This window comes from Microbacterium sp. Yaish 1 (assembly GCF_002245215.1).
In the GTDB taxonomy this organism is placed as follows: Bacteria; Actinomycetota; Actinomycetes; order Actinomycetales; family Microbacteriaceae; genus Microbacterium.
Map to the genome: position 1 here is coordinate 1551741 of NZ_NPMR01000001.1, position 23368 is coordinate 1575108.

Genomic DNA, 23368 nt, shown 5'->3' on the forward strand with positions numbered 1-23368 from the left:
CCGTGGCATCCGCTCTTCTCTCCGTGTCGCCCGAACGCATCGCCGCCGCAGCGCGTCGCGTGATGTCGCGCTGCGACGAGCTGGCCCGCATCAGCGCCGCGCCCGACCGCATCGAGCGCGTGTACCTCTCACCCGAGCACGCACGCGTCAACCGTCTCGCCGCCGAGTGGATGCGCGAGGCCGGCATGACCACCCGCCAGGATGCCGCCGGCAACCAGCTCGGCCGGCTCGACACCGCCGGCGACGAGCCCGCGCTCATGATCGGGTCGCATCTCGACACGGTGTCGGACGCGGGGCGCTACGACGGCATCGTCGGCGTGCTGATGGGCATCGAGGTCGTGCGGATGCTGCGCGAGCCCGCGGGCGACGACGGATCGTCGTGGCGCTCGCCGCTGCCCTTCGCGCTCGAGGTCGCCGCCTTCTGGGACGAAGAGGGCACGCGCTTCGGCAAGGCGCTCCTCGGCTCGTCGGCGGTCGGCGGCGTCTGGGACGACGACTGGTGGACCCTCGCCGATGCCGAGGGGACGACCCTCGCCCAGGCGTTCCGCGAGTTCGGTCTCGACCCCGCCCGGATCGGCGAGGCGTCCCGCCGCCCGGGTGAGCTCGTCGGGTACCTCGAGGCCCACATCGAACAGGGACCGGAGCTGCACCGCCGCGGTGAGTCGCTCGCGGTGGTGTCGTCGATCGCCTCGGCGCGACGGTTCCTCCTGTCGGTCGAGGGGGAGGCGCGGCATGCCGGCGGCACGCCCTACGACATGCGCCGCGATGCGCTGCTCGGCGCGTCCGAGGCGGCTCTCGCCGTCGAGCGGGTGTGCCGGGCCGAGCACCACATCATCGGGACGGTCGGCCAGTTCGAGGCGTTCCCGGGCGGCGTGAACATCGTGCCTGGCGAGGTGCAGTTCTCCCTCGACCTGCGGGGCGAGTTCGACGGTGAGCGCGACCGCGTGTGGCGCCGCCTCTCGGCGGAGCTCGACGAGATCATGGGGCGCCGCGGACTGCGCTGGCAGCACCGCGAGATCCACAACGCCGCGGCGGTCGCGTGCGCGCCGCTCTTGCAGGACGTCGTGCGGGAGGGCATCCGTGCGACCGCCGGCGAGGCGACCGACGAACCGCCCGCGATCTTCAGCCGAGCCGGGCACGACGGCATGGCCCTCGGTGGCCTCACCGACATCGGGATGCTGTTCCTGCGCAACCCCGACGGCATCAGCCATCACCCCGACGAGGACGTCTCGGCGGCCGACGTCGCCCGCGGCATCCGGGCCCTCGCAGAGTCGGTCCTGCACCTCGCCGCCGATCGCCGCGCCGCGGCCTGACCCGCCCCGCCCTACCGAGCCCCGCCGCGCCGTGGCTCGACTCGCGTGCCGTGCGCAGGCTGGACGGGGCTCGGGGCGATCTTCGGGGCGCCTCCGCCACCCGCATCCTGTGGACGGGACCGCGGGCCGCGAGCACGAACCGGCCCCGCGAGCTGCCGGGGCTGCGGGGACTGGCTCCTGCTCCGACCACCGACAAGCCGCGCCGCACGCCTCGGAACGGACCGGATTCAGGCTGAACCCGTCGTCAGCGGGGCAGATGTCGCATTCGAGGGCTTTCAGCCTGTTGGCGGCACACCGCAGAGACGAGCGCCGCGCCGCGGCGTGACCCGTCAGGCGTCGACGATGTTGACCGGCTCCTCGCCGGCGGCGAGGCGCTCGATCTGGGTGCGGACGAGCTTCGCGATGCGCGGACGCATCGCGTCGGCCGCCCCGCCCACGTGCGGCACGACGAGCACGCCGGGGGCGCGCCACAGCGGGTGGTCCTCCGGCAGCGGCTCGGGGTCGACGACATCGAGCGCTGCGCGCAGGCGCTCGGCCTGCAGCTCGGCCACGAGCGCGTCGGTGTCGAGCACGGTGCCGCGACCGACGTTGACGACGAGTGCGCCGTCGGGGAGCAGCGCCAGCTCGCGGGCGCCGATGAGCCCCTTCGTCGGCTCGCCGCCGGGGAGCGTGATCATGAGGATGTCGGTGCGCGGCAGCAGCTCGTCGAGCTCGTCGATGCCGTGGATGTGGACCCCGTCCTCATCGCGCGCGCGGGACGCGACCGGGACGATCGTCGTCTCGAAGGGGAGCAGGCGGGATGCCACGGCCTTGCCCACGCCGCCGTAGCCGAGCACCAGCACCGTGCGGTCGGCGACGCTGAGGCTGAACTGCGGTGCCCACCGGGCCGATTCCTGGTTGCGGACGTAGTCCGCGAGGTCGCGCTGTGCGGCGATCGTGAGGCCGACCGCGATCTCGGCCGTCGCGGTCTCGTGGACGCTCGATGCGTTCGCGAGCCTCGTGCCCTCGGGAAGGTACGCGCCCATGCCCTCGTAGCCGATCGACTGGCTCTGGAGGAGCCCGACCTCCACGCCGTCGAGCGCGCTGAGCAGCCGCTTGCCCGACATGTAGGGCGGCACCACCATGTCGAACGCATCGCGGGGTGCCGGGGAGTGGAGGTCCCAGACGACAAGCTCGACGCCGTCGGGGAGAGGGCCGATGTCAGCCGCCAGCTCATCGGTGGGAACGCTGACGACGACGCTGCGGGGGGATTCGCTCATGCCCCCAACGCTACCGACCCCGCACTCAGACGCGGGCGAGCACCGCGGCGACGGCCGACGTGAAGAACGTGAGTCCGTCGGTACCCGAGCGCATCGCCTCGGTGGTGTTCGGGCCGAAGCCGGGCTCGACGGCGTGCTCGGGATGCGGCATGAGTCCGACGACGTTCCCGCGCTCGTTCGTGAGGCCGGCGATGTCGTCGAGCGAGCCGTTGGGGTTCACGCCGCGGTAGCGGAAGGCGACGAGGCCGTCGCCCTCGATCTGCTCGAGCGTCTCGGCCGAGCAGGTGAAGCCGCCGTCGGCGTTCTTCAGCGGGATGACGATCTCCTGGCCGGTCTCGAAGCCGCTCGTCCAGGCGGTGTCGGCGTTCTCGACGACGAGACGCTGGTCGCGGCGGATGAACTGCTGGTGGGCGTTGCGGATCAGGCCGCCCGGCAGCAGGTGCGCCTCGACGAGCATCTGGAAGCCGTTGCAGATGCCGAGGATCGGCATGCCCTTCGCGGCGGCGTCCTTCACCTCGGCCATGATCGGCGCGAGCGCCGCGATCGCGCCGGCGCGGAGGTAGTCGCCGTAGCTGAAGCCACCGGGCAGGACGAGCGCGTCGACGCCGTCGAGGTCGTGCGAGCCGTGCCAGAGTGCGACGGGCTCGGCACCGGCGAGGCGGACGGCGCGCTGCGCGTCGCGGTCGTCGAGCGAGCCCGGGAAGGTGATGACACCGATGCGCGCGGTCACTCCACGACCTCGATGTTCACGACGTCCTCGATGACCGAGTTCGACAGGATCTCGTCGGCGATGCGGCGAGCGGTCTCGAGCGTCGCGTCATCGGCGCGGTCGACGGTGAGCTCGAAGCGCTTGCCGATGCGGACGTCGGAGAAACCGGCGACGCCGAGGCGGGTGAGGGCCCCCGACACCGCCTTGCCCTGCGGATCCAGCAGCTCGGCCTTGGGCATGACGTCGACGACGATGGTGGGCATTGCTCGCTCCGGAGGTCGCGGGATGGGTGCGCGACCAGTCTACGGGTGGGATGCCCGCCTCGTTCGCCGCATCCGGCCGGTCTCGTGACCGGATCGTGACCATCGTCTTCGGTAGTGCTGTCTTGTGCTCTTGGGAGCGCTCCCGTATGGTCATGGTCAATCGGTGAGAGCGCTCCCATAGTCGGGTGCGAACCGCCGCGCACCAGATACCCGCAATCACGAAGGAGTGACACGTGAATTCACGCGCACTGCGGCGGATCGGCCTCGTGGCCGGCGTCGCAACCACCTCGGCCATCGTCCTCGCCGGATGTTCGGGCGGAGGTGACCAGGCCGCATCCGGTGGCGACTCCGACACCGTCACCCTCGCGACGTTCAACGACTTCGGCTACACCGACGAGCTGCTCGCGGAGTTCACCGAGGAGACCGGCATCAAGGTCGTCCACACCAAGGCGGCGACGTCGAACGACGCGCGCACCAACTTCTTCCAGAAGCTCGGCAAGACCGGCCTCGCCGACGTCGAGGGCGTCGAGGTCGACTGGTTCCCCGAGATGATGCAGTACTCCGACCTGATCGCGCCGGTCCCGGGCGAGCTGAAGGGCCGCTGGCTCGACTGGAAGGAGAAGGCCGCGACGGATGCCGAGGGCAACCTCGTCGCGTACGGCACCGACGTCGGACCGCAGGCTATCTGCTACCGCGCCGACCTGTTCGAGGCCGCCGGCCTTCCCACCGACCGCGAAGAGGTCGCGAAGCTCTTCCCGACGTGGGACGCCTTCTTCCAGGTCGGCAGCGACTACGTCGCCAAGACCGGTCAGCCCTTCATCGACTCCGCGAACTCCGTCCTCCAGGGCGTCGTGAACCAGCTCGAGGTCGCGTACGAGGAGCCGGACGGCACGGTCATCGCGACCGAGAACCCCGACATCCGCGCGGCCTACGACACCGTCGTCGACAAGGCGATCCCGATCGCCGCCTACCCGGGACAGTGGACCGACGACTGGTACGCCGCCATGGCCAGCGGCAAGTTCGCCGCGATGCTGTGCCCGCCGTGGATGCACGGCATCATCGAGGGCGAAGCGCCCGACATCGCCGGCTGGGACATCGCCAACGCGTTCCCCGAGGGCGGCGGCAACTGGGGCGGTTCGTACCTCGTGGTCCCCGCGAACGGCAAGAACCTCACCAACGCGCAGAAGCTCGCCGACTGGCTGACGTCTCCCGAGACGCAGATCAAGGCCTTCAACAACGCCGGTACCTTCCCGAGCCAGCCCGAGGCGCAGTCGAGCCCCGACCTGACCGGGTTCGTCAGCGAGTACTTCAACAACGCACCCACGGGTGAGATCGGCATCGACCGTGCCAACGCGATCACCGTGACGACCTTCAAGGGTCCGAAGTACTTCCAGTTCCACGACGCCCTCGGCAACGCGATCACGCGCGTCTTCGACGGCATCGAGGACAAGGAGACCTCCTGGAAGACCTGGGTGAACGAGGTCGGAAGCTTCTGACCCGCCCCGCCGGGGCGCACCGCATCGCCGGTGCGCCCCGGCGCTCCCCGCTCACGCACCCGAAGGACGATCGTGACCACGACACAGCAGCGCCCGGCGACGCGCTCCCCCCGAAACGACGACGGCGGTCGTCCCCCGCGGGTCATCTCTTTCTCGCAGAAGCTCAGCAAGTGGGACATCCGCTTCTCGCCGTACCTCTACATCTCGCCCTTCTTCATCATGTTCGCGATCGTGGGGCTCTTCCCCATCGCGTACACCGCGGTGATCTCGTTCATGGACTGGGACCTCATCCGCGGCGAGGGTGAGTTCATCGGATTCGACCAGTACATCTGGATCCTCTCGCAGCCCCACTTCTGGACCGCGCTGCGCAACACGTTCAGCATCTTCCTGCTCTCGAGCGTTCCGCAGCTCGTGCTCGCGATCTTCATCGCGGCCGTGCTCGACCGCAACATCCGCGCTAAGACGTTCTGGCGCATGGCGGTGCTCGTCCCCTACGTCGTCGCGCCCATCGCCGTCGGCCTCATCTTCAACGCGATGTTCGCCGACCAGTCGGGCTTCATCAACGGCATCCTCCAGTCGATCGGCATCGGCGCCATCCCCTGGCACGTCGAGCCGTTCTGGAGCCACATCGCGATCGCGACGATGGTGAACTACCGCTGGATGGGCTACAACACCCTCATCCTGCTCGCGGCCATGCAGGCCGTGAACCGCGACTTCTACGAGGCCGCCACCGTCGACGGCGCCGGGCCCGTGCGGCAGTTCTTCTCGATCACCCTGCCCTCGCTCAAGCCGACGCTCATCTTCGTCATCATCACCGCCACGATCGGCGGTCTGCAGATCTTCGACGAGCCGCGCGTGTTCGACCAGGCGGGCCGTGGCGGCTCGGCCCAGCAGTGGCTGACCATCACGCTCTACCTCTACGACGTCGGCTGGGGGCAGTGGAACTTCGGGCGCGCCGCCGCCATGGCGTGGATCCTCTTCCTCATCATCGTGCTGATCGGACTCGTGAACCTCGTGGTCACCCGGACCCTGGTCCGAGACGAGGGGCTGAGGCGCGAGCTCAGCAAACGGCAGCAGAAGCAGCAGGCCAAGCAGGCGCAGCGCGCGCTGAAGGAGAACCAGGCATGAGCACCATCGGCACTCCCGCCCCTCTCGCCACGGTGGAAGAAGGGATCCCGACCGCTCGCGAGCAGCGTCGCGGAGCCCGCGCCCGCCGCATCCGCGGCAGCCGGCCCGGGATCTGGACCTACGGCATCCTCGGCGCCGTCTTCCTCTCGGCGGTGTTCCCCCTGTACTGGTCCTTCGTGATCGGTTCGGGCGACTCCACCACCCTCCGCAAGCCCTTCCCGTGGATCCCGGGTGGGAACTTCATCGACAACGCGCTGTCGGTCATCTCCAACCCGGCCGTCAACTTCTGGCCGGCGCTGTGGAACTCGATCTACAGCTCGTTCCTCATCGCCGCCGCCGTCGTGATCACCTCGACACTCGCCGGCTGGGCCTTCGCGAAGCTGCGCTTCCACGGCGGTCCGGCGCTGCTGGTCTTCGTCATCGCCACGATGGCCGTGCCGCAGCAGCTCGGCGTCGTCCCGCTCTACATCCTGTTCTCCGAGCTCGGCTGGACGGGGCAGATCGGCGCCATCATCATCCCGGCGCTCACCAGCGCCTTCGGAGTGTTCTGGATGACGCAGTACCTGCGCCAGGCGGTGCCCGACGAGCTGATCGAGGCCGCGCGCGTCGACGGCGCCTCGATGATCCGCACGTTCTGGACCGTCGGCATGACCGCGGCGCGTCCGGCCGCGGCGATGCTGTTCCTCTTCACGTTCGTCGGAGCGTGGAACAACTTCTTCTGGCCGTTCATCGTGCTCGACCGGCAGAACCCGACGCTTCCCGTGGCGCTGTCGCTGCTGCAGTCGAACTACTTCGTCGACTACTCCGTCGTGCTCGCGGGCGTCATCCTCGCCACCATCCCGCTGCTGCTGCTGTTCATCTTCGCGGGCAAGCAGCTCGTCAGTGGCATCATGGCCGGGGCGGTGAAGGGATGACCCTGAACCTCGACCGCACTCAGCAGGAGAACATGAACGCTTCGCGCAGTTTCCCCACCAACTTCCTCTTCGGGGCAGCCACCGCGGCGTACCAGATCGAGGGCGCGGCCTTCGAAGACGGTCGTACCGCGTCGATCTGGGATGCGTTCGCCCGTGTTCCCGGTGCCGTGATCAACGCCGACAACGGCGATGTCGCGTGCGACCACTACCACCGCTACCGTGACGACGTCGCGCTCATGAAGGAGCTCGGTCTCGACACGTACCGGTTCTCGACCTCGTGGTCGCGCGTGCGCCCCGACGGCGGCCCGCTCAACCCGAAGGGCGTCGACTTCTACGAGCGGCTCGTCGACGACCTGCTCGGCGCCGGCATCATCCCGTGGCTGACGCTCTACCACTGGGATCTGCCCCAGGCCATCGAGGAGCGGGGCGGCTGGACGCTCCGCGAGACGGCCGACCGTTTCACCGAGTACGCCCTCGACATGCACGATGCTCTCGGCGACCGCGTGCACCACTGGACGACGCTCAACGAGCCGTGGTGCTCGTCGTTCCTCAGCTACACCGCGGGAATCCACGCTCCCGGACGGTTCGACATCGGCGACGGCATGCTGGCCGCGCACCACCTGCTGCTCGGTCACGGGCAGACCGTCGCCGCGCTGCGCGAACGCGACTCGTCGCTGTCGCTCGGCATCACGCTGAACCTCACGGTCGCCGAGCCCGCTGACCCTGCCGACGCCGCCGACGTCGACGCGGCGCGACGGATCGACGGCCAGTTCAACCGCTGGTTCCTCGACCCGATCTTCCGGGCGGCCTACCCGGGCGATATCGTCGCCGACATCGAGAAGGTGGATGCCGCGGCGGTCGCGCGCTGGCGCGATGCCGTGCGTCCGGGCGACGAGGCGATCATCGCGCAGCCGCTCGACGCCCTCGGGGTGAACTACTACCACGGCGAGTTCGTGGGCGGTCGTCCCGACCCGAACCCGCCGACCCCGGGAGACGCTCCGACCGATCGCAAGACCGGGTCGCCCTGGCCCGCCGGTCACGACATCTACTGGCACGAGCGGGGCCTGCCGCGGACGTCGATGCACTGGGAGGTGCAGCCCGCCGGGCTGACCCAGCTGCTCGAGCGTGTGTGGACCGAGTACGCCCAGCCCGTGGGCACGATCCTCTATGTCACCGAGAACGGCGCCGCCTACGACGACGAGCTCGTCGAGGTGGACGGCGAGAAGACGGTTCCCGACGCCGAGCGCACCGAGTTCCTGCGGGTTCACCTGGGCGCGATCCTCGATGCGCAGGAGGCCGGTGTCGATGTGCGCGGCTACTTCTACTGGTCGCTGCTCGACAACTTCGAATGGGCCTGGGGCTACGAGAAGCGCTTCGGGATCGTGCACGTGGACTACCACACTCAGGAGCGGACGCTGAAGGACAGCGCGAAGGAGTATCGTCGGGTCATCGCAGATCGTGCGATCGACGTTCCCGCCGCGGCGGACGCCGCCCGGACCGCCGTCCCGAGGTAGCCCACCTGTGATCTCCGACCAGAACCGGACGGCCGCGACCATCGAAGAGGTCGCGGCCGTCGCCGGTGTATCGCGCTCGACCGTGTCGCGCGTCGTCAACGGCTCGACCGCCGTCAGCCCCGCCGCCCTCGAGTCGGTGCGCCGCGCGATCGCCGAGCTCAACTACGTCCCCAACCGCGCGGCGCGTTCGCTCGCGAGCCGGTCGACGATGGCGATCGCGCTCGTCGTCCCCGAGGACACCAACCGCGTGTTCGGCGACCCGTTCTTCGCCTCGGTCGTGTCGGGCATCAACTCGCGCATCAGCCGCAGCGACTACGTGCTGAACCTGATCATGGCCAGCGCCGACCCCGGAGACAAGACCGCTCAGTACGTGCGCAGCGGCGCCGTCGACGGCGCGATCATCGTGTCGCACCACACGAGCGACACATTCATCGAGCGCATCGCCGCGGCGATCCCGGTCGTCTACGGCGGCCGTCCCGTGCGGTCACGACCCGGCGACTATTACATCGACGTCGACAACGTCGCCGGTGCGCGGGATGCCACGGCCTACCTCATCGGCCGCGGATGCCGGCACATCGGCGCGATCACGGGTCCGCCCTCCATGCCCGCCGGCGTCGACCGTGCCGAGGGCTACCGCGCTGCGCTCGCCGAGTCGGGTCTTACGCCGGCTCCCGTCGTCCAGGGCGATTTCACGACCGAGTCGGGTGCCGTCGCCATGCGCGCCATCCTCGCGGCGGGGGAGCCGCTCGACGGCCTCTTCGTGGCGAGCGACCTCATGGCGCGCGGTGCGATGCAGGTGCTCGCGGCCGAAGGCATCCGGATCCCCGACGAGGTCGCGGTCGTGGGCTTCGACGATTCGCCGGTCGCGCTGACGACCGAGCCGCAGCTGACGACCATGCGGCAGCCGTCGTTCACGCAGGGCGAGTGCATGGCCGACGTGCTGATCGCCCGGCTCGCGGGGATGTCGCCGCCCGAGGTGACGATCCTCGACACCGAGCTCATCGTGCGCGGCTCGGCCTGACGCTCCCCGGGTGTTGCCGAGTGCACGGGTAAACGCCGAGTGCACGGCATCCTCGCGTCCGAAAGTCGTCCTTTCGACAGGATGCCGTGCACTCGGGCGCGCTGCGCTTACTGGGGGTCTCCTCCCAGGGGGCCTACGGCGGGGATGGGGCCGCCGTCGTCGGCACCGGTCTTGCGCCAGCGGGCGATCGCGTTGCCCGCGTGGTAGATCACGAGGGCGGCGACGGTGCCGAGGACGATCGCGCCGAACTGCAGCGAACCGAAGTTCATCGCGAACCCGGCGATCGCGATGACGAACGACACCGCGACAGTGTACTGGTTGACGGGGCGCGAGAAGTCCACGCGGTTGTCGACCCAGATCTTGATGCCGATGACGCCGATCAGGCCGTAGAGGGCCGTCGTGACGCCGCCGAGCACGCCCGCGGGGATCGTGTTGAACACCGCCCCGACCTTCGGCGAGAACGCGAGCAGGATCGCGACGGTGCCGGCCACCCAGTACGCGGCGGTCGAGTAGACGCGGGTCGCGGCCATGACGCCGATGTTCTCGCCGTAGGTCGTGGTGCCCGAGCCGCCGAAACCGCCCGCGAGGGTCGTCGCGACACCGTCGGCGATGAGGGCGCGACCGGTGTGCTTGTTGATCGACGGGTCGTCGGTCATGGTGGCGACGCCCCGCACGTGGCCGACGTTCTCGGCGATCAGCACGAGCACGACCGGCAGGAACATCGGCACGATCGACCAGGCCGCGGCATCCCCGATCGCCACGAGATGGAAGTCGGGCAGACCGAACCAGGCGGCAGCCTCGACGGCCTCGAACTCGACCTGCCCGGTGACGGCGGCCACGACGTAGCCGACGATCACGCCGAGGAAGATCGAGATGCGGCCGAGGAATCCGCGGAACAGCACGCTGAACAGGATGACGGCGCACAGGGTCACCGTGGCGACCTCGGGCTGGAGCTGGAAGTTGTTCCACGCGGCGGGTGCGAGGTTGAAGCCGATCAGCGCGACGATCGCGCCGGCGACCACGGGCGGCATGAGCTTCTCGATCCAGCCCGTGCCGAAGGCCTGCACGATGAAGCCGACCGCCGCGAGCAGCAGGCCCGCGACGACGACGCCGAGGAGCGCCTGGGTGATCTGCTCGGCGGTCTCGAGGCGGTTGCCGCCGTTGAGCGCCGTGATGGGAGCGATGAACGCGAACGACGATCCGAGGTAGCTGGGCAGCTTGTTGCGCGTGATGAGCAGGAAGACGAGGGTGCCGAGACCCGAGAAGAGCAGGGTCGTCGAGACCGGGAAGCCGGTGATGATCGGCACGAGGAACGTCGCACCGAACATCGCGACGACGTGCTGCGCGCCGATCGCGATCGTGCCGGGCCAGTTCAGGCGTTCGCCGGGCTTGACGACGGCGCCGCGCGCGACGGTGCGGCCGTCGCCGTGGAGGGACCAGATGGGCATGGGACTCCTCGGAAAGGATGAGGGATTCGGGATGGAGCGCGAGAGCGGCCCCACCCTATCTGTGAGATCCCTGGATGCCGCGTCGGCGCTCCGCGGGGCGGCCCGACCCGTGCCGTGAAGTACCGAACCGGCGTCAGCCCGCGAGCGTCTCGAGCAGCTCGCGGTACTTGGCCGCGGTGCGCTCGACGATGTCGGCGGGGAGGGACGGGGGAGTGCCGGTCTTGTCCCATGCGCCCGCCAGCCAGTCGCGCACGATCTGCTTGTCGTAGCTCGCCATGCGCTCGGCGGGCGTCGTGCCGGTGCGCCAGGCCTCGGCATCCCAGTAGCGCGAGGAGTCGCTCGTGAGGACCTCGTCGGCGAGGGTCAGCACGCCGTCGGAGTCGAGGCCGAACTCGAACTTCGTGTCGGCGAGGATGAGCCCCTTGTGCTCGGCGACGGCGGCTGCGCGCCGGTAGATCTCGAGCGACGCGTCGCGCAGCGCGGCCGCGGTCTCGGCGCCGACGAGCTTGACGGAACGCTCGAACGAGATGTTCTCGTCGTGCTCGCCGAGGGGCGCCTTATAGGCCGGGGTGTAGATCGGCTCGGGAAGCCGGTCGCCGTTCTGCAGGCCGTCGGGAAGACGGATGCCGCACACCGTGCCGTTGTCGGAGTACTCGGCCCAGCCCGTGCCCGTGAGGTAGCCGCGCACGACGCACTCGATCGGCTGCATGTCGAGCTCGCGCACGACCATCGCGCGGCCCGCCACCGCGGCCGGCGGCTCGACGCCGGCGAGCAGGTGGTTGGGTACCCGGCGCCCGCCGTCGCCGCCCGCGAGCTGGGCGAACCACCACAGGCTCAGGCGCGTCAGCAGCTCGCCCTTGCCGGGGATGCCGGGCTCGAGCACGTGGTCGAACGCGCTGACGCGGTCGCTCGCGACCACCAGCATCCGGTCGGCCGGGCCGTCCGCCGGGCGATACAGGTCGCGGACCTTGCCGGAGTAGACGTGCTTCCAGCCGGGCAGATCGAGGGCGCTCACCCGGCCATTATCCCGGAGCGTGGAACCCCGCGACGACTCGTGAAAAAGGGCGTATAGTCCACATGGACTAATCGAGAGGGGGTGCCATGCCGGATGCCGTCGACCGACTCACCCCGCTGGGGCTGATGCTGCTCGCGCTGCTGCACGAGGACGACATGCACGCCTACGAGATGGTCCGTCTGCTCCGCGAGCGCAAGGCCGACCGGCTCGTCGCCCTGACCCACGGGACGATCTATCACACGGTCGCTCGCCTCGAGCGGCAGGGCTTCATCGCCGAGGTCGGCACCGATCGCGACGGCAACCGTCCGGAACGGACGACCTACAGGCTCACGGAGGCCGGCGCCGACATGATGATCGCGTGGGTGCGGCGCGAGCTCCCCGCCGTCGACCGCCCCGATCGTTTCCGCGTCGCGCTGGCCGAGTCGCACAACCTCGACCGCGGCGAAGTCGTGGCGCTCCTCAGCGAGCGGCGGGACGCCCTGGCGGCATCCCTCGACGCGCACCGTCAGGCGCGCGATCACGCGATCGAGCGCGGCTCGTATCCCCAGTTCTGGATCGAGGTGCACCGCGAGACGGCTCTGCTGTCGGCGGATGTCGCCTGGCTCGACGAAGCGGTCGAGTACATCCGTCGTCCCGACACCGTGTGGGGGGTCACCGACCTCGCCCCGACCGACCGCTACCTGGCACAGAGAGAAGCTGCCCGCGCATGAGCGAGAGAACCAGCACCGTCCGCGTCCCCGAAGGCGCCGCGCCCGCCGTCAACCCGTGGCCCGCCCTGTGGGCGATGGTCATCGGGTTCTTCATGATCCTCGTCGACACCACGATCGTCTCGGTCGCGAACCCGGCGATCAAGGCCGCGCTCGACCCGTCGACCGGCAACCTCGACAACGTCGTGTGGGTCACCTCGTCGTACCTGCTCGCGTACGCCGTGCCGCTGCTGGTCACCGGCCGTCTGGGCGACCGGTTCGGGCCGAAGAACATCTACCTGATCGGGCTTGCGATCTTCACGCTCGCCTCGCTCGCCTGCGGGCTCTCGGGCTCGCTCGCCGTGCTCGTGATCGCGCGCGCCGTGCAGGGTCTCGGCGCCGCCCTCATGACCCCGCAGACGATGGCCGTCATCACCCGCACGTTCCCCGCCGAGCGCCGCGGCGCGGCCATGGGCCTGTGGGGTGCGACCGCCGGTGTCGCGACCCTCGTCGGACCGCTCGCGGGCGGCCTTCTCGTCGACGGCTTCGGGTGGGAGTGGATCTTCTTCGTCAACATCCCTGTCGGCGTCGTGGCGTTCGTTCTGGCGTGGCGCCTGGTGCCGCAGCTCGAGACCCACCCCCACCGCTTCGACGTCGTGGGCGTCGTGCTCAGCGCGATCGGGCTCTTCCTCATCGTCTTCGGTCTGCAGGAGGGCGAGCACTACGAGTGGGCCGCCGGCATCTGGGCGATGATCGCCGCGGGCGTCGTCGTCATGGCGGTGTTCGTCTGGACGCAGGGCCGGACCAAGAGCGAGCCCCTCGTTCCGCTCGAGCTCTTCCGCGACCGCAACTTCGCGATCTCGAACCTCGCGATCGCCGCGGTCGGGTTCACGGTGACGAGCATGGCGCTGCCCATGGCGTTCTTCACGCAGCTCGCGCGGGGCCTCACACCGACGCAGTCGGCGCTGCTGCTCGTCCCGATGGCGGTGCTCTCGGGCGCGCTCGCACCGTTGGCCGGCCGCATCCTCGACCGGGTCGACCCGCGTCTGCTGCTCGTCCCCGGTCTGACGCTGATGGTCGTGGGCCTCGTCGGCTACGCGCTGCTCATGAACACCGAGGCGCCGGTTCTGCTGCTGCTCATCCCTGCCGCGATCATCGGTGTCGCCAACGCCGGTATGTGGGGGCCGCTCGCCACGACCGCGACCCGCAACCTGCCGCCGCGTCAGGCGGGCGCCGGCTCGGGCATCTACAACACGACCCGCACGGTCGGCTCGGTGATCGGCTCGGCAGCGATCGCGGCCTACATGCAGTCGCGGCTGACGGCGAACCTGCCGGGTGCCGGGGATGCCGCGAGCGGCGACTTCGGTGGCGGCGGCGCGATGCCTCCCGCGATCGCCGAGGGCTTCTCCGCCGCGATGGCGCAGGCCATGATCCTGCCCGCGATCGTCATCGGGGTCGCCGTGATCGTCGTGATCTTCCTCAAGCGCCCGGCGCACCTCGCGAAGCGCTGAGAGCCGGCCTCTGACCAGTGCGGTCAGAGGCCGGGCTCGAGGGGGTCGTCGCCGCGGGGTGTGAGGGGGGATTCGACGTAGATCTGCATTCCTTCGGCGCGGTCGGGGACGGTGGTGTTCCAGATCACCCGGACGAACCACCCCTCGCTGTCGTCCTCGGCGCGCCGGTATCCGTCGGAGAACGAGGTTCCCTCGTTCCGGGTTGCGATTCGTTCGTAGGTGAATCCTTCGGAACGGAGGTATGCGTCGATGATGGCCGCGACGCGCTCGGACGTGCCGACATCGTCGATGAAGCTGCGTTCGTCGACGATGCGCCAGTACCCGTATCTGGCTTCTTCCCGGCCAGGAAGTGTGTCCAGGAAGGCCCATCGGGACTCGACGTATGGTCCGATGCGGGTGAGGTCTTTAGGCACCTGTTCCGCGATGGCGGTGTAGAGGCGTTCCGTTTCGTCTCGGTATTCCACGGCTCTGCTGTTGACGAACATCGAACACCCTCCCAGCACGAGAACGAGAGCCGTGGCGAGACCGGCGGTGAGCGTGCGGAGGGTTCGGTTCATCGGTGGGGTCAGAGGCCGGGTTCGAGGGGGTCGTCGCCGCGGGGCGTGAGGGGCGACTGGACGTAGATCTGCATTCCTTCGGCTCGGTCGGGGACGGTGGTGTTCCAGATCACCCGGACGAACCATCTGCCCCCGTCCTCGTCGACGCGCCGGTACCCGTCGGAGAACGAGGCTCGGTCCTCTGTGGTGCTGATTCGCTCGTAGGTGAATCCTTCAGAGCGGAGGTATGCGTCGATGATGGCTGCGACGCGCTCGGACGTGCCCGGTTCGTCGATGAAGTTGCGCTCGTCGATGACGCGCCAGTACCCGGACCGGGCCTCCCTTTGAGGCAAGAGCGTATCCAGGTCCGCCCACCGGGATTCGACGAATGGCTCCCCGTCGGTGACTTCCGTGGGCACCTGTGCCGCGATGGCGGTGTAGAGGCGTTCCGTTTCGTCACGGTATTCCACGGCTCTGCTGTTGATGAACATCGAACACCCTCCCAGCATGAGAACAAGAGCCGTCGCGAGACCGGCGATGAGTATGCGGCGCATGGTCACTCGATTCTCACGTATCGCGGTTGATAGCCGTCGATGAGGTAGCCCGGTAGGGACACCGGCCCGTCCGGCGTCATGATGATCTCGTCCGGGACGAAGAGCTCAGCCTCGCCGCCGGTGACGACAGCGGCGACGTTTTGCATCGCGGTTGAATCGGGCATGAAGACGCTACTGTGGCTGTCGACCATCGGTGGCTGCCCGTTGCCGGGCTCGTTGTACGCCTCGAGCCAGGGGCTATCAGGGTCGGCGGCGTCGATGCGCCCGGTCTCGAGCCGCGTCACCCCCGGCGCCGTGAGCGTCGAGGGGCCGTGGACGAGGTCGACGAACGGGAGCGGACCCTGCAGAAGACCCACGACGGCGTCGTTGCGCGCCATCAGCGCGTAGTGCGGAACATCGCCGGTGTGCGGGAAGTCCGCGATCGTCTCGTTCCCCTGTCCGAGCCCCGCGGCCGAGACATAGACCACCTTGTCAGCCTCCAGACCTGCTGCCTCGGCGAGCCCCACCGTCGCGCCTCCGTAGGAATACCCCACCATCGACAGGTCGGCCCCCGCGGGCCGAGCGATCGCGTTCGTGAAAGCGGCCAGACGCGGAGCGAGAGCATGGGAGTAAGACGCGTCGACGGCTTGGGAGAGGTCCTGGGGAAGCGCGCCACCAACCCACTGGAACACAGCCGTGCGCGCGGTTCTCGTCGCGTCCGAGATAATCCATCCTTGCTGGCCGATATCAGCAATGTTAGAGCCCGTTCCTGGCACTGACACCGCTACGTGTTCGACCCAGTGAGGGATATCTCCGGTGGCAGGGTCGAGCAGACCGTAATAGACGGCGATCGCGTCTCGTGAAGGATCAAATACAGCCAGCTGAGTACCCTCGACGCGCTGCCGGGTGCCTCCTTCGTCGAGAAACGATCCTTCGCTCTCGAGCATCGCCCGCCAGGCGTCGATGTGTCGCTGGTTCTCGGCGAGGGCCTGCCGGAGAAGTATTCGATCCTCTGGCGCGGTCCGCGGGTCGTCGAGCTGCATCCGGATGCGAGCGTTCTGGGCCTCTTTCGCGGCGACCGCCGTTTTCATCGATCGCTCGTTCGCGGCGAACCGATCAGCGAGTCGTACCCCGTCCAGGTTCCCGACGAGAAGCGGAACGCTCGCGACGAGTGCCGCCCTCGTCGCGAGATCGGTCGCCGCCCACCACTCGCGTACGCGTTCTGCGTCGGGAGGTGTGTCTCGAAGCAGATCGAGCCAGCCCGGATGCAGCGCGAGCAGCGGCGCGGCCTGCGTGCCGCCGTGAGCCGACAGCCGACGCAGGATGGCCATGTCGATGCCGTCGGCGAAGCGCGCGTGCTGGGCTGTCGCAGACGCCGCAGTCGTGACGGCTCCGGCAGATCCCGTAGCGATGGCTCCGGCGGTCACATGCCAGGGCGGGGAGGAGATACGCGACAGCCGCTGTTCGCATTCATCGACCGCGTCGTCGATCAACCGCCGGATCCGTACGCATTCGTCGCGAAGTCGCTCGTTCTGCTCGTACTGACCGGGAGCCCACGCGTCGCTCGCCCCCGCGTCGGCGCCGAGGTCGGTGACACCGTCGCGGTGAGCATCCACCTGTCGATGCAATGCGGACATCTCGCTCTCGAGCGCCCGGATGCGGCCCCGGGCGATGGCGAGCGCGTCGGCCAGAGACTCAGCGGCATCCGCCATCCCCCGAATGCCTCGGCCAGGTCTTCGCCCGCGTCGTGCACCGGCGTCATCGACGCGGCCAGTCTCGGAGTGTCGGGGGTCTCGTACGACAGGGTGATTCCCCGCCACGCGGCGACGGCGTCGTGCGAGCGTTCCGGAATGCCGGCCACCGCTTGGCGCAGCGTCTGCGCTGACTGGGCGAGCGCGTCTGGATCGGCCGGGAGAGTCGGGATCTCGGCGGTCGAGATGAGCGTCATCGCGGCCCGAACCCCCGTCCCGAAGCTTCCCCGAGCGAGCGACGTGCGCCCGTGGCTGCCGACGCCGCAGCGCCGGTGGTCGCGGTCATCGCCTCGTCGCTCTCCACGAACGCGAGCGTGGCGCGCTGTGCGGCATCCAGGATCGCGCGGCCTCGCCCGATCATCCCCGGTCCCGTCAGGCGCCGAGGCTGCGTGACCATCGCTGCGCGCTCGCGGAGTCGAGACAGCGAGCCCAGAGCGCCGACCACATCGTCTGCCGCGTCGAGAGACCTGTCGACGGAGACGGACAGATCGTCGATCGCGGCTGCCGTCGTTTCTGACACCCGCATCACGGCGGCGACGTCCACCGAGTATTGAGCCACCGTTGGACGGTATCGCGCTCCGACAAACGCGCAAGGGCTGCGCCGCCGCGTGACGTCAGTCCGCGACGCGGGCGGCGATGTCGGTGCGGTGGTGCGAGCCTTCGAGGCTGATCTCCGCGAGGGCGCGGTAGGCGCGGTCGCGGGCCTGGGCGAAGTCGGTGCCGCGGGCGACGACGTTGAGCACGCGCCCACCCGTGGCGACGAGCCCGTCGACCGACTCGGCGGTCGCGGCGTGCGCGAGGTGCACGCCCTCGACGGATGCCGCGGCGTCGAGCCCCGTCAGCGCCCGGCCGGTCATCGGGTTCTCGGGGTACCCCTCGCTCGCGAGCACGACGGTGACGGCGGCATCGTCCGAGAACGTCGGGTCGGGCTCGGACTCCAGTCGCCCGCTCGCCGCGGCCATCAGCAGCTCTGAGAGCGGCGAGGTCAGCCGCGCGAGCACGACCTGCGTCTCGGGGTCGCCGAACCGCGCGTTGAACTCGATCACCTTGATGCCCGACTCGGTGAGGATCAGGCCCGCGTAGAGGAGGCCGATGAACGGCGTGCCCTCGGCGTCGAGGTGGCGGATGACGGGCTCGGCCACGTCGCGCGTGACCTCGGCGACGAATTCGGCCTCGCTGCCGAACCGATCGGCGAGCCAGGGGAGCGGCGAATAGGCGCCCATGCCGCCGGTGTTCGGGCCGGCGTCGCCGTCGTAGGCGCGCTTGTAGTCCTGGGCGGGGCTGAGGGCTCGCACGGTGTCGCCGTCCGAGACGAAGAAGAGCGACACCTCGGGGCCGGCGAGGAACTCCTCGATCAGCACCGGGCCGCTCGCGAGGTAGGTGTCGGCGTGGGCGAGCGCCGCGTCACGGTCATCGGTGACGATGACGCCCTTGCCGGCGGCGAGGCCGTCGGCCTTCACCACGTGGGGGGCGCCGAGCTCGTCGAGCGCGGCCTCGACCTCGGCGCGGCTCCGCGCGCGCACCGCGCGCCCCGTGGGCACACCGGCCTCGTCCATGACGCGCTTCGCGAAGGCCTTCGACCCTTCGAGCTGCGCGGCGACCTTTCCAGGCCCGAAGACGGGGATGCCGCGTTCCCGCAGCGCATCGGCGACACCGGCGATGAGCGGGGCTTCGGGCCCCACGATGACGAGATCGACGTTGGCGCTGCCGGCGAACTCGGTCACCGCGACCGGGTCGTTCTGGTCGAGGCCCGGGACGATCTCGGCATCGCGCGCGATGCCGGCGTTGCCGGGGGCCGCGAGCAGGTCGTGACCTGCGCCTTCCGCGGCGAGAGCGAGGATGATGGCGTGCTCGCGCGCGCCCGAGCCGAGGACCAGGATCTTCACCCGGCCAGCCTACCGACCGGGCTAGCGTGGAACCCATGGCCCGCAGCATCCTCACCGCCGATGGTCGCGCCGCGCTCGCCGCCGTCGCTGCCGCCGATGCGTCCGGCGAGAAGCCCGCCCGCACCGACCTGGCGACGGCCGTGCGCTACCTGTTGCAGCTGCTCGTCGAGAAGGCGCCCGGCAACTCGGTCGAGATGCGGGTGCCGCCCTTCGGCGCCGTGCAGGTCGTCGAGGGTCCTCGACACACGCGCGGCACTCCCCCCAACGTCGTCGAGACGGATGCCGCGACCTGGATCGCCCTCGCCCTCGGCGACCTCGCCTGGGCCGATGCCGCGGCCGCGGGCCGGCTGCGCGCGTCGGGCACCCGCGCCGATCTCGGAGCGCTGCTGCCGCTGCGGCCCTGACGCCGGCTCCGATAAGGTTAGGCAAGCCTGACCTTATCTCTGGAGTCTGCTGTGCGCTCTTCCCTTCTGACCCGGGCCCCCCTCGGGGCGCTCGCCGCCGCGTCGATCGTTCTCGGTGTGGCGAGCCCCGCCCTCGCGATCGGCGACGCCGCGCCCGTCGAGCACCGGACCGCGGCGACCTCGCCGCCCGCCTGCGACATCACCGACGCGACCGTCACGTGGGGCTTCAAGGAGTCGTTCCGCTCGTACATCTCCGGCTCCATCGCGAAGGGGGCATGGGAGCCGTTCGGCGGCGTCGGCTACGAGACGCCCGCGTTCACCTGGACCGGCGGCACGGGCAGCTACGACCCCGCGACCGGCACCGGCTCGATCGCCTTCCCCGGCGGCATCCGGTTCACGGGGCACGGTGGCCTGCTCGACTCGACGGTCCAGAACGTCACGCTCGAGATCGCGCCGGCGGCGGGGCGTGTTCTCGTCGACCTCGCCGGAGTCTCGATGGAGAGCGCGCTCGCCGGCGACGACACCGTCGTCACGACGCCCCAGGTGCCGCTCGTGACCCTCGACCTCGCGGGTATGGAGAGCGCGGTCTCGGGGGACGCCGTCACCCTCGCCGCCGCGGATGCCGCCACCGCGATCACCGAGGAGGGATTCGCCGCCTTCGGCAACTACGAGACGGGCACCGCGTTCGACCCGCTGTCGTTCACCGCGAGCGGGGTGTGCGCGGCCGCCACTCCGACGGCGGAGCCATCACCCGTCGTCGATGCGTCACCCGCCGCGGATGCCGCGGAGGCGGGCGATGGCGAGAGCGGATCGAGCGACGCGCTCCCGGTCGCGCTCCTCGCCGCGATCGGCGGTGCGCTCGTTGCGACGATCGGCGGGTCGACCGCAGCGATCGTCGCCTCGCGTCGCAAGCAGCGGAAGGCCCCCGCCGGCGGTGGGCCCGCCGATCACGCCGACGACGGGCCGGCCGCGTGAAGCTGCGGAGGCTCCTCGTCGCGGCGCTCGCCGCTGCGGCCCTGTCGCTCAGCGCGTGTGCTCCGGCGGCGACGTCTCACAGCGAGGCCGCGGGGCAGGTCGTGATCGACCGACCCCCGCTGAGCGAATTGGCGCCGGTGCCCGACCCGCGCTCGCTCGAGGGCCCCTCGACCGCGGTCCTCGCCGACGCCGCGGTCGAGCCGGTCGTGACGGATCCCGCCCAGAGCCTGCCCGTCACCGTGACCTCGCACGATATCACCGGCGATGTCGAGGTGACGGTGACGGACACCTCGCGCATCATCGCGATGGACCTCTCCGGCTCGTTGGCCGCGACCGTCTGGGGTCTCGGTCTCGGCGGCGATCTCGTCGGCCGCGACGTCTCGACGACGTTCCCCGGCGCGGCGGACCTACCGGTCGTCACGGGAAGCGGACACACGGTCAATGCCGAGTCGATCATCGGCCTTGCCCCGACTCTCGTCATCACCGACGGCAGCATCGGGCCGGTGGACGTCGTGCAGCAGCTGCGGGATGTCGGCATCACGGTGGTCTTCGTCGAACGCTCCGCCTCGTTCGCGGGCGCCGCCGATCTCGCGCGGTCGGTGGGCGACGTGCTCGGCGTGCCCGACGCGGGCGAGCAGCTCGCCCAGCGCATCGCGAGCGAGGTCGACCAGACGCGTGCTCAGATCGCCGCGCTTGCACCGGAGGCCGCGGCGGACCGGCTGCGCATGGTCTTCCTCTATCTGCGCGGCACGGCGGGGGTGTACTACCTCTTCGGCTCCGAATCGGGCGCCGACCAGCTCATCGCCGCGCTCGGCGGGGTCGACGTCGCCGGCGAGCTCGGCTGGAGCGGGATGCAGCCTCTCACCGACGAAGCGATGGTCGCCGCCGACCCCGACCTCATCCTCGTGATGACCGCCGGGCTCGAATCGGTCGGCGGCGTCGACGGCCTGCTCGCCGACAAGCCCGCGATCGCGCTGACCGCAGCCGGCCAGCATCGCCGCTTCGTCGACATGGCGGACGGACAGATCCTGTCGTTCGGGCCGCGCAGCGCGGGGGTGCTCGACGCGCTGGCGCGCGCTGTCTACGCGCCCGATCCCGCCTCGTGAGCGGGCGTGCCGCGGGCCGACGCGGAGTTCTCGTCGCGATCGTGAGCGCGGCGCTGCTCGTGGTGGGCGTCGTGCTCTCGGCCGGGCTCGGTCAGCTGCCGGTCGGGCCCGCCGAGGTCGTCGGGTCGTTGCTCCGCGCCATCGGCATACCCAGCTCGTGGGCGCCGACCGAGCCGCTCATCGAGCAGACGCTGTGGCAGATCCGTTTCCCGCGCGTCGCGATGTCCCTCCTGGTCGGCGCGCTGCTCGCGGTCGCCGGTGCCGTCATGCAGGCGATCTTCGCCAACCCGCTCGCCGAGCCGGGAGTCGTCGGTGTCTCGTCGGGCGCAGCCGTCGGCGCGGCCGCCGCGATCACGCTCGGCGTCTCGTTCCTCGGGCCGTGGTCGATCGCGGTCTGCGCCTTCGCGGGCGGTCTCGTCGCGACCTTGGTCGTCTATGCCGCCGCCCGCGCGCAGGGCCGGACCGAATCGATCACGCTCATCCTCACGGGCATCGCCGTCAACGCGTTCGCGGGGGCCGCGCTGGCGCTCCTGATGTTCGCGGGAGACACGGCGTCGCGCGAGCAGATCGTGTTCTGGCAGCTGGGCTCGATGAACGGCTCGCGCTGGACGGAAGTCGCGGTCGTCGCCCTCGTCGGAGCGCTCGGCACCGCGGCATCCCTCGCTCTCGCGCGCCGCTACGACCTTCTGGCGCTCGGCGATCGCACCGCCGCCCACCTCGGTGTGCGCGTCGAGGCACTGCGGGTCGGGTCGATCGTCCTCGTCGCCCTGCTGACCGGCGTCGCGGTCGCGTTCGTCGGCATCATCGCGTTCGTCGGCCTCGTCGTGCCCCACATCATCAGGATGCTGGTCGGACCCGCGCACCGTGAGCTCATCGCCCTGTCGGCGATCGGCGGCGGGGTCGTGCTCGTCTACGCCGATCTCCTCGCGCGGACCATCGTCGTCTCGGCAGACCTGCCGATCGGCATCCTCACGTCGCTCGTCGGCGGACCGTTCTTCTTCTGGCTCATCCGCCGCACCCGCCGCACCGCCGGGGGCTGGTCGTGACCGGGGTCGCCGTCGAGGTGCAGCACGCGAGCCTGCGGTTGGGTGACGCCACGATCCTCGACGACGTGACGGCGGATGTCGGCTACGGCCGGCTGCTCGCCCTCGTCGGGCCCAACGGCGCCGGCAAGTCGAGCCTGCTCTCCCTGCTGACCGGTGACCGCGCGCCCACCTCGGGTGACGTCGGTCTCGACGGGCGCCCGGTGGGCCAGTGGTCGGCCCGCGAGCTGTCGCGACGGCGGTCGGTGCTTTTGCAGGCGAACCAGGTCGCGTTCTCGTTCACCGCGGGCCAGGTCGTCGCGATGGGGCGAACCCCCTGGATCGGAACCGAGCACGCCCGCTTCGACGACGCGCGTATCGCTGAAGCAATCGAGCGGGCGGATGTCGCGCACCTGCTCCATCGCGCGTTCCCGTCGCTCTCGGGCGGCGAGAAGGCACGCGTCTCGCTGGCCCGCGTGCTCGCGCAGGACACCCCCGTCGTTCTGCTCGACGAGCCGACGGCGGCGCTCGACCTCCGGCACCAGGAGGACGTCCTCCGTGTCGCACGCGACCTCGCCCGTGACGGGCGCGCGGTGGTCGTCGTGCTGCACGACCTGTCGCTCGCCGCGGCGTATGCCGACGAGGTCGCGATGATCGATGGCGGCCGGCTCGTTGCGCGGGGCAGCGCCCGCGAAGTGCTCACGGCGGAGCGGGTCACGGCCGTCTACGGCACCGAGGTGCGCGTGCTCGACGATCCGGACACCGGCCGCCCCGTCATCCTGCCGCGCCGTCACGCCGAGCACTGACTATCAGCCTCTTCACAAAACCTGATTAGGTAAGGCTAAGCTAACTCAAGTCGCGTGCCCGACGCGCGAGCT

The 23368-nt window shown here is 70.2% G+C and carries 23 protein-coding genes; 13 read left to right on the plus strand and 10 right to left on the minus strand.

Annotation, left to right across the window (positions count from 1 at the left end; translation table 11 throughout):
• Positions 1-2: 2 nt before the first annotated feature.
• On the plus strand, positions 3-1313 hold the full coding sequence (locus CI089_RS07415; RefSeq protein ID WP_143738937.1) for an allantoate amidohydrolase: 1311 nt from the start codon (positions 3-5) through the stop codon (positions 1311-1313).
• A gap of 329 nt (positions 1314-1642) precedes the next feature.
• On the opposite strand, the gene CI089_RS07420 is transcribed toward CI089_RS07415, so the two are convergent.
• The 3 genes from CI089_RS07420 to purS are packed head-to-tail and all read right to left on the minus strand — an operon-like array spanning position 1643 to position 3544.
• On the minus strand, positions 1643-2572 hold the full coding sequence (locus CI089_RS07420) for a 2-hydroxyacid dehydrogenase (protein WP_094260883.1): 930 nt from the start codon (positions 2570-2572) through the stop codon (positions 1643-1645).
• Between the two features lie 25 nt (positions 2573-2597).
• Entirely contained in the window at positions 2598-3302 is a 705-nt protein-coding gene (gene purQ, locus CI089_RS07425) for a phosphoribosylformylglycinamidine synthase subunit PurQ (RefSeq protein WP_094260884.1), read from the minus strand.
• A complete protein-coding gene (purS, locus tag CI089_RS07430; RefSeq protein WP_023953132.1) occupies positions 3299-3544 on the minus strand; it encodes a phosphoribosylformylglycinamidine synthase subunit PurS in 246 nt (81 codons plus the stop codon). The genes purQ and purS overlap by 4 nt, the downstream gene beginning before the upstream one ends.
• A 233-nt stretch (positions 3545-3777) precedes the next feature.
• Between purS and CI089_RS07435 the strand changes: the two genes are divergently transcribed.
• The 5 genes from CI089_RS07435 to CI089_RS07455 all read left to right on the plus strand — a co-directional run bounded on the left by CI089_RS07435 (position 3778) and on the right by CI089_RS07455 (position 9617).
• A complete protein-coding gene (locus CI089_RS07435) occupies positions 3778-5040 on the plus strand; it encodes an ABC transporter substrate-binding protein (RefSeq protein WP_094260885.1) in 1263 nt (420 codons plus the stop codon).
• 72 nt (positions 5041-5112) lie between these two features.
• Positions 5113-6168, plus strand: a complete 1056-nt coding sequence (locus CI089_RS07440) for a carbohydrate ABC transporter permease (protein ID WP_370877331.1) — start codon at positions 5113-5115, stop codon at positions 6166-6168.
• Entirely contained in the window at positions 6165-7082 is a 918-nt protein-coding gene (locus tag CI089_RS07445) for a carbohydrate ABC transporter permease (protein WP_094260886.1), read from the plus strand. Before CI089_RS07440 ends, CI089_RS07445 begins: the two co-directional genes overlap by 4 nt.
• The gene (locus CI089_RS07450; protein ID WP_256977629.1) at positions 7079-8596 is read left to right on the plus strand and encodes a GH1 family beta-glucosidase; all 1518 of its coding nucleotides are present in this window, start codon (positions 7079-7081) and stop codon (positions 8594-8596) included. The genes CI089_RS07445 and CI089_RS07450 overlap by 4 nt, the downstream gene beginning before the upstream one ends.
• A 7-nt stretch (positions 8597-8603) precedes the next feature.
• Positions 8604-9617, plus strand: coding sequence for a LacI family DNA-binding transcriptional regulator (locus CI089_RS07455; protein WP_094260887.1), 1014 nt, complete (start codon positions 8604-8606; stop codon positions 9615-9617).
• A 107-nt stretch (positions 9618-9724) separates the two neighbouring features.
• Here CI089_RS07455 and CI089_RS07460 read toward each other — a convergent pair whose 3' ends face one another.
• Positions 9725-11065 carry a uracil-xanthine permease family protein gene (locus tag CI089_RS07460; RefSeq protein ID WP_094260888.1) on the minus strand — a complete coding sequence of 447 codons (1341 nt, stop codon included), beginning with the start codon at positions 11063-11065 and terminating at the stop codon, positions 9725-9727.
• A gap of 133 nt (positions 11066-11198) precedes the next feature.
• Positions 11199-12080 carry a phosphoribosylaminoimidazolesuccinocarboxamide synthase gene (locus CI089_RS07465; protein WP_094260889.1) on the minus strand — a complete coding sequence of 294 codons (882 nt, stop codon included), beginning with the start codon at positions 12078-12080 and terminating at the stop codon, positions 11199-11201.
• Positions 12081-12166: 86 nt separating this feature from the next.
• Here CI089_RS07465 and CI089_RS07470 point away from each other — a divergent pair, with 86 nt between their 5' ends.
• Both CI089_RS07470 and CI089_RS07475 read left to right on the plus strand, forming a co-directional pair.
• The gene (locus CI089_RS07470) at positions 12167-12790 is read left to right on the plus strand and encodes a PadR family transcriptional regulator (protein WP_094260890.1); all 624 of its coding nucleotides are present in this window, start codon (positions 12167-12169) and stop codon (positions 12788-12790) included.
• Positions 12787-14277, plus strand: coding sequence for a DHA2 family efflux MFS transporter permease subunit (locus CI089_RS07475; protein ID WP_094260891.1), 1491 nt, complete (start codon positions 12787-12789; stop codon positions 14275-14277). The genes CI089_RS07470 and CI089_RS07475 overlap by 4 nt, the downstream gene beginning before the upstream one ends.
• 23 nt (positions 14278-14300) lie before the next feature.
• On the opposite strand, the gene CI089_RS07480 is transcribed toward CI089_RS07475, so the two are convergent.
• The 5 genes from CI089_RS07480 to purD form a co-directional block, all read right to left on the minus strand.
• Positions 14301-14834: a hypothetical protein gene (locus CI089_RS07480; protein ID WP_094260892.1), complete on the minus strand. Its 534-nt coding sequence runs from the start codon at positions 14832-14834 to the stop codon at positions 14301-14303.
• Positions 14835-14842: 8 nt separating this feature from the next.
• Positions 14843-15367, minus strand: a complete 525-nt coding sequence (locus CI089_RS07485) for a hypothetical protein (protein ID WP_094260893.1) — start codon at positions 15365-15367, stop codon at positions 14843-14845.
• Between the two features lie 2 nt (positions 15368-15369).
• Positions 15370-17058: a hypothetical protein gene (locus CI089_RS07490; RefSeq protein ID WP_094260894.1), complete on the minus strand. Its 1689-nt coding sequence runs from the start codon at positions 17056-17058 to the stop codon at positions 15370-15372.
• Positions 17059-17290: 232 nt separating this feature from the next.
• Positions 17291-17656, minus strand: coding sequence for a hypothetical protein (locus CI089_RS07495; protein WP_143738939.1), 366 nt, complete (start codon positions 17654-17656; stop codon positions 17291-17293).
• 55 nt (positions 17657-17711) lie between these two features.
• Entirely contained in the window at positions 17712-18983 is a 1272-nt protein-coding gene (purD, locus tag CI089_RS07500) for a phosphoribosylamine--glycine ligase (RefSeq protein WP_094260896.1), read from the minus strand.
• A 35-nt stretch (positions 18984-19018) separates the two neighbouring features.
• On the opposite strand from purD, the gene CI089_RS07505 reads away from it, so the two are divergent.
• Genes CI089_RS07505 through CI089_RS07520 form a run of 5 tightly spaced genes read left to right on the plus strand, consistent with a single transcriptional unit; the run spans position 19019 to position 23296 of the window.
• Positions 19019-19387, plus strand: coding sequence for a sterol carrier family protein (locus tag CI089_RS07505; protein WP_023953115.1), 369 nt, complete (start codon positions 19019-19021; stop codon positions 19385-19387).
• 51 nt (positions 19388-19438) lie between these two features.
• Positions 19439-20362, plus strand: a complete 924-nt coding sequence (locus tag CI089_RS16590; RefSeq protein WP_256977632.1) for an HtaA domain-containing protein — start codon at positions 19439-19441, stop codon at positions 20360-20362.
• Positions 20359-21468: a heme/hemin ABC transporter substrate-binding protein gene (locus tag CI089_RS16595; RefSeq protein WP_306426962.1), complete on the plus strand. Its 1110-nt coding sequence runs from the start codon at positions 20359-20361 to the stop codon at positions 21466-21468. The genes CI089_RS16590 and CI089_RS16595 overlap by 4 nt, the downstream gene beginning before the upstream one ends.
• A complete protein-coding gene (locus CI089_RS16600; protein ID WP_373441584.1) occupies positions 21465-22514 on the plus strand; it encodes a FecCD family ABC transporter permease in 1050 nt (349 codons plus the stop codon). Before CI089_RS16595 ends, CI089_RS16600 begins: the two co-directional genes overlap by 4 nt.
• On the plus strand, positions 22505-23296 hold the full coding sequence (locus CI089_RS07520; RefSeq protein WP_373441592.1) for a heme ABC transporter ATP-binding protein: 792 nt from the start codon (positions 22505-22507) through the stop codon (positions 23294-23296). The genes CI089_RS16600 and CI089_RS07520 overlap by 10 nt, the downstream gene beginning before the upstream one ends.
• Positions 23297-23368: the final 72 nt, after the last annotated feature.

What these genes read in the sequence shown, in the direction of transcription:
- CI089_RS07480 (WP_094260892.1), bottom strand. Translation starts at nt 14,834, where the DNA reads ATGAACCGAACCCTCCGCACGCTCACCGCCGGTCTCGCCACGGCTCTC.
- CI089_RS07485 (WP_094260893.1), bottom strand. Translation starts at nt 15,367, where the DNA reads ATGCGCCGCATACTCATCGCCGGTCTCGCGACGGCTCTTGTTCTCATG.
- CI089_RS07505 (WP_023953115.1), top strand. Translation starts at nt 19,019, where the DNA reads ATGGCCCGCAGCATCCTCACCGCCGATGGTCGCGCCGCGCTCGCCGCC.
- CI089_RS07450 (WP_256977629.1), top strand. Translation starts at nt 7,079, where the DNA reads ATGACCCTGAACCTCGACCGCACTCAGCAGGAGAACATGAACGCTTCG.
- CI089_RS07460 (WP_094260888.1), bottom strand. Translation starts at nt 11,065, where the DNA reads ATGCCCATCTGGTCCCTCCACGGCGACGGCCGCACCGTCGCGCGCGGC.
- CI089_RS07475 (WP_094260891.1), top strand. Translation starts at nt 12,787, where the DNA reads ATGAGCGAGAGAACCAGCACCGTCCGCGTCCCCGAAGGCGCCGCGCCC.
- purS (WP_023953132.1), bottom strand. Translation starts at nt 3,544, where the DNA reads ATGCCCACCATCGTCGTCGACGTCATGCCCAAGGCCGAGCTGCTGGAT.
- CI089_RS07490 (WP_094260894.1), bottom strand. Translation starts at nt 17,058, where the DNA reads ATGGCGGATGCCGCTGAGTCTCTGGCCGACGCGCTCGCCATCGCCCGG.
- CI089_RS07445 (WP_094260886.1), top strand. Translation starts at nt 6,165, where the DNA reads ATGAGCACCATCGGCACTCCCGCCCCTCTCGCCACGGTGGAAGAAGGG.
- CI089_RS07420 (WP_094260883.1), bottom strand. Translation starts at nt 2,572, where the DNA reads ATGAGCGAATCCCCCCGCAGCGTCGTCGTCAGCGTTCCCACCGATGAG.
- CI089_RS07470 (WP_094260890.1), top strand. Translation starts at nt 12,167, where the DNA reads ATGCCGGATGCCGTCGACCGACTCACCCCGCTGGGGCTGATGCTGCTC.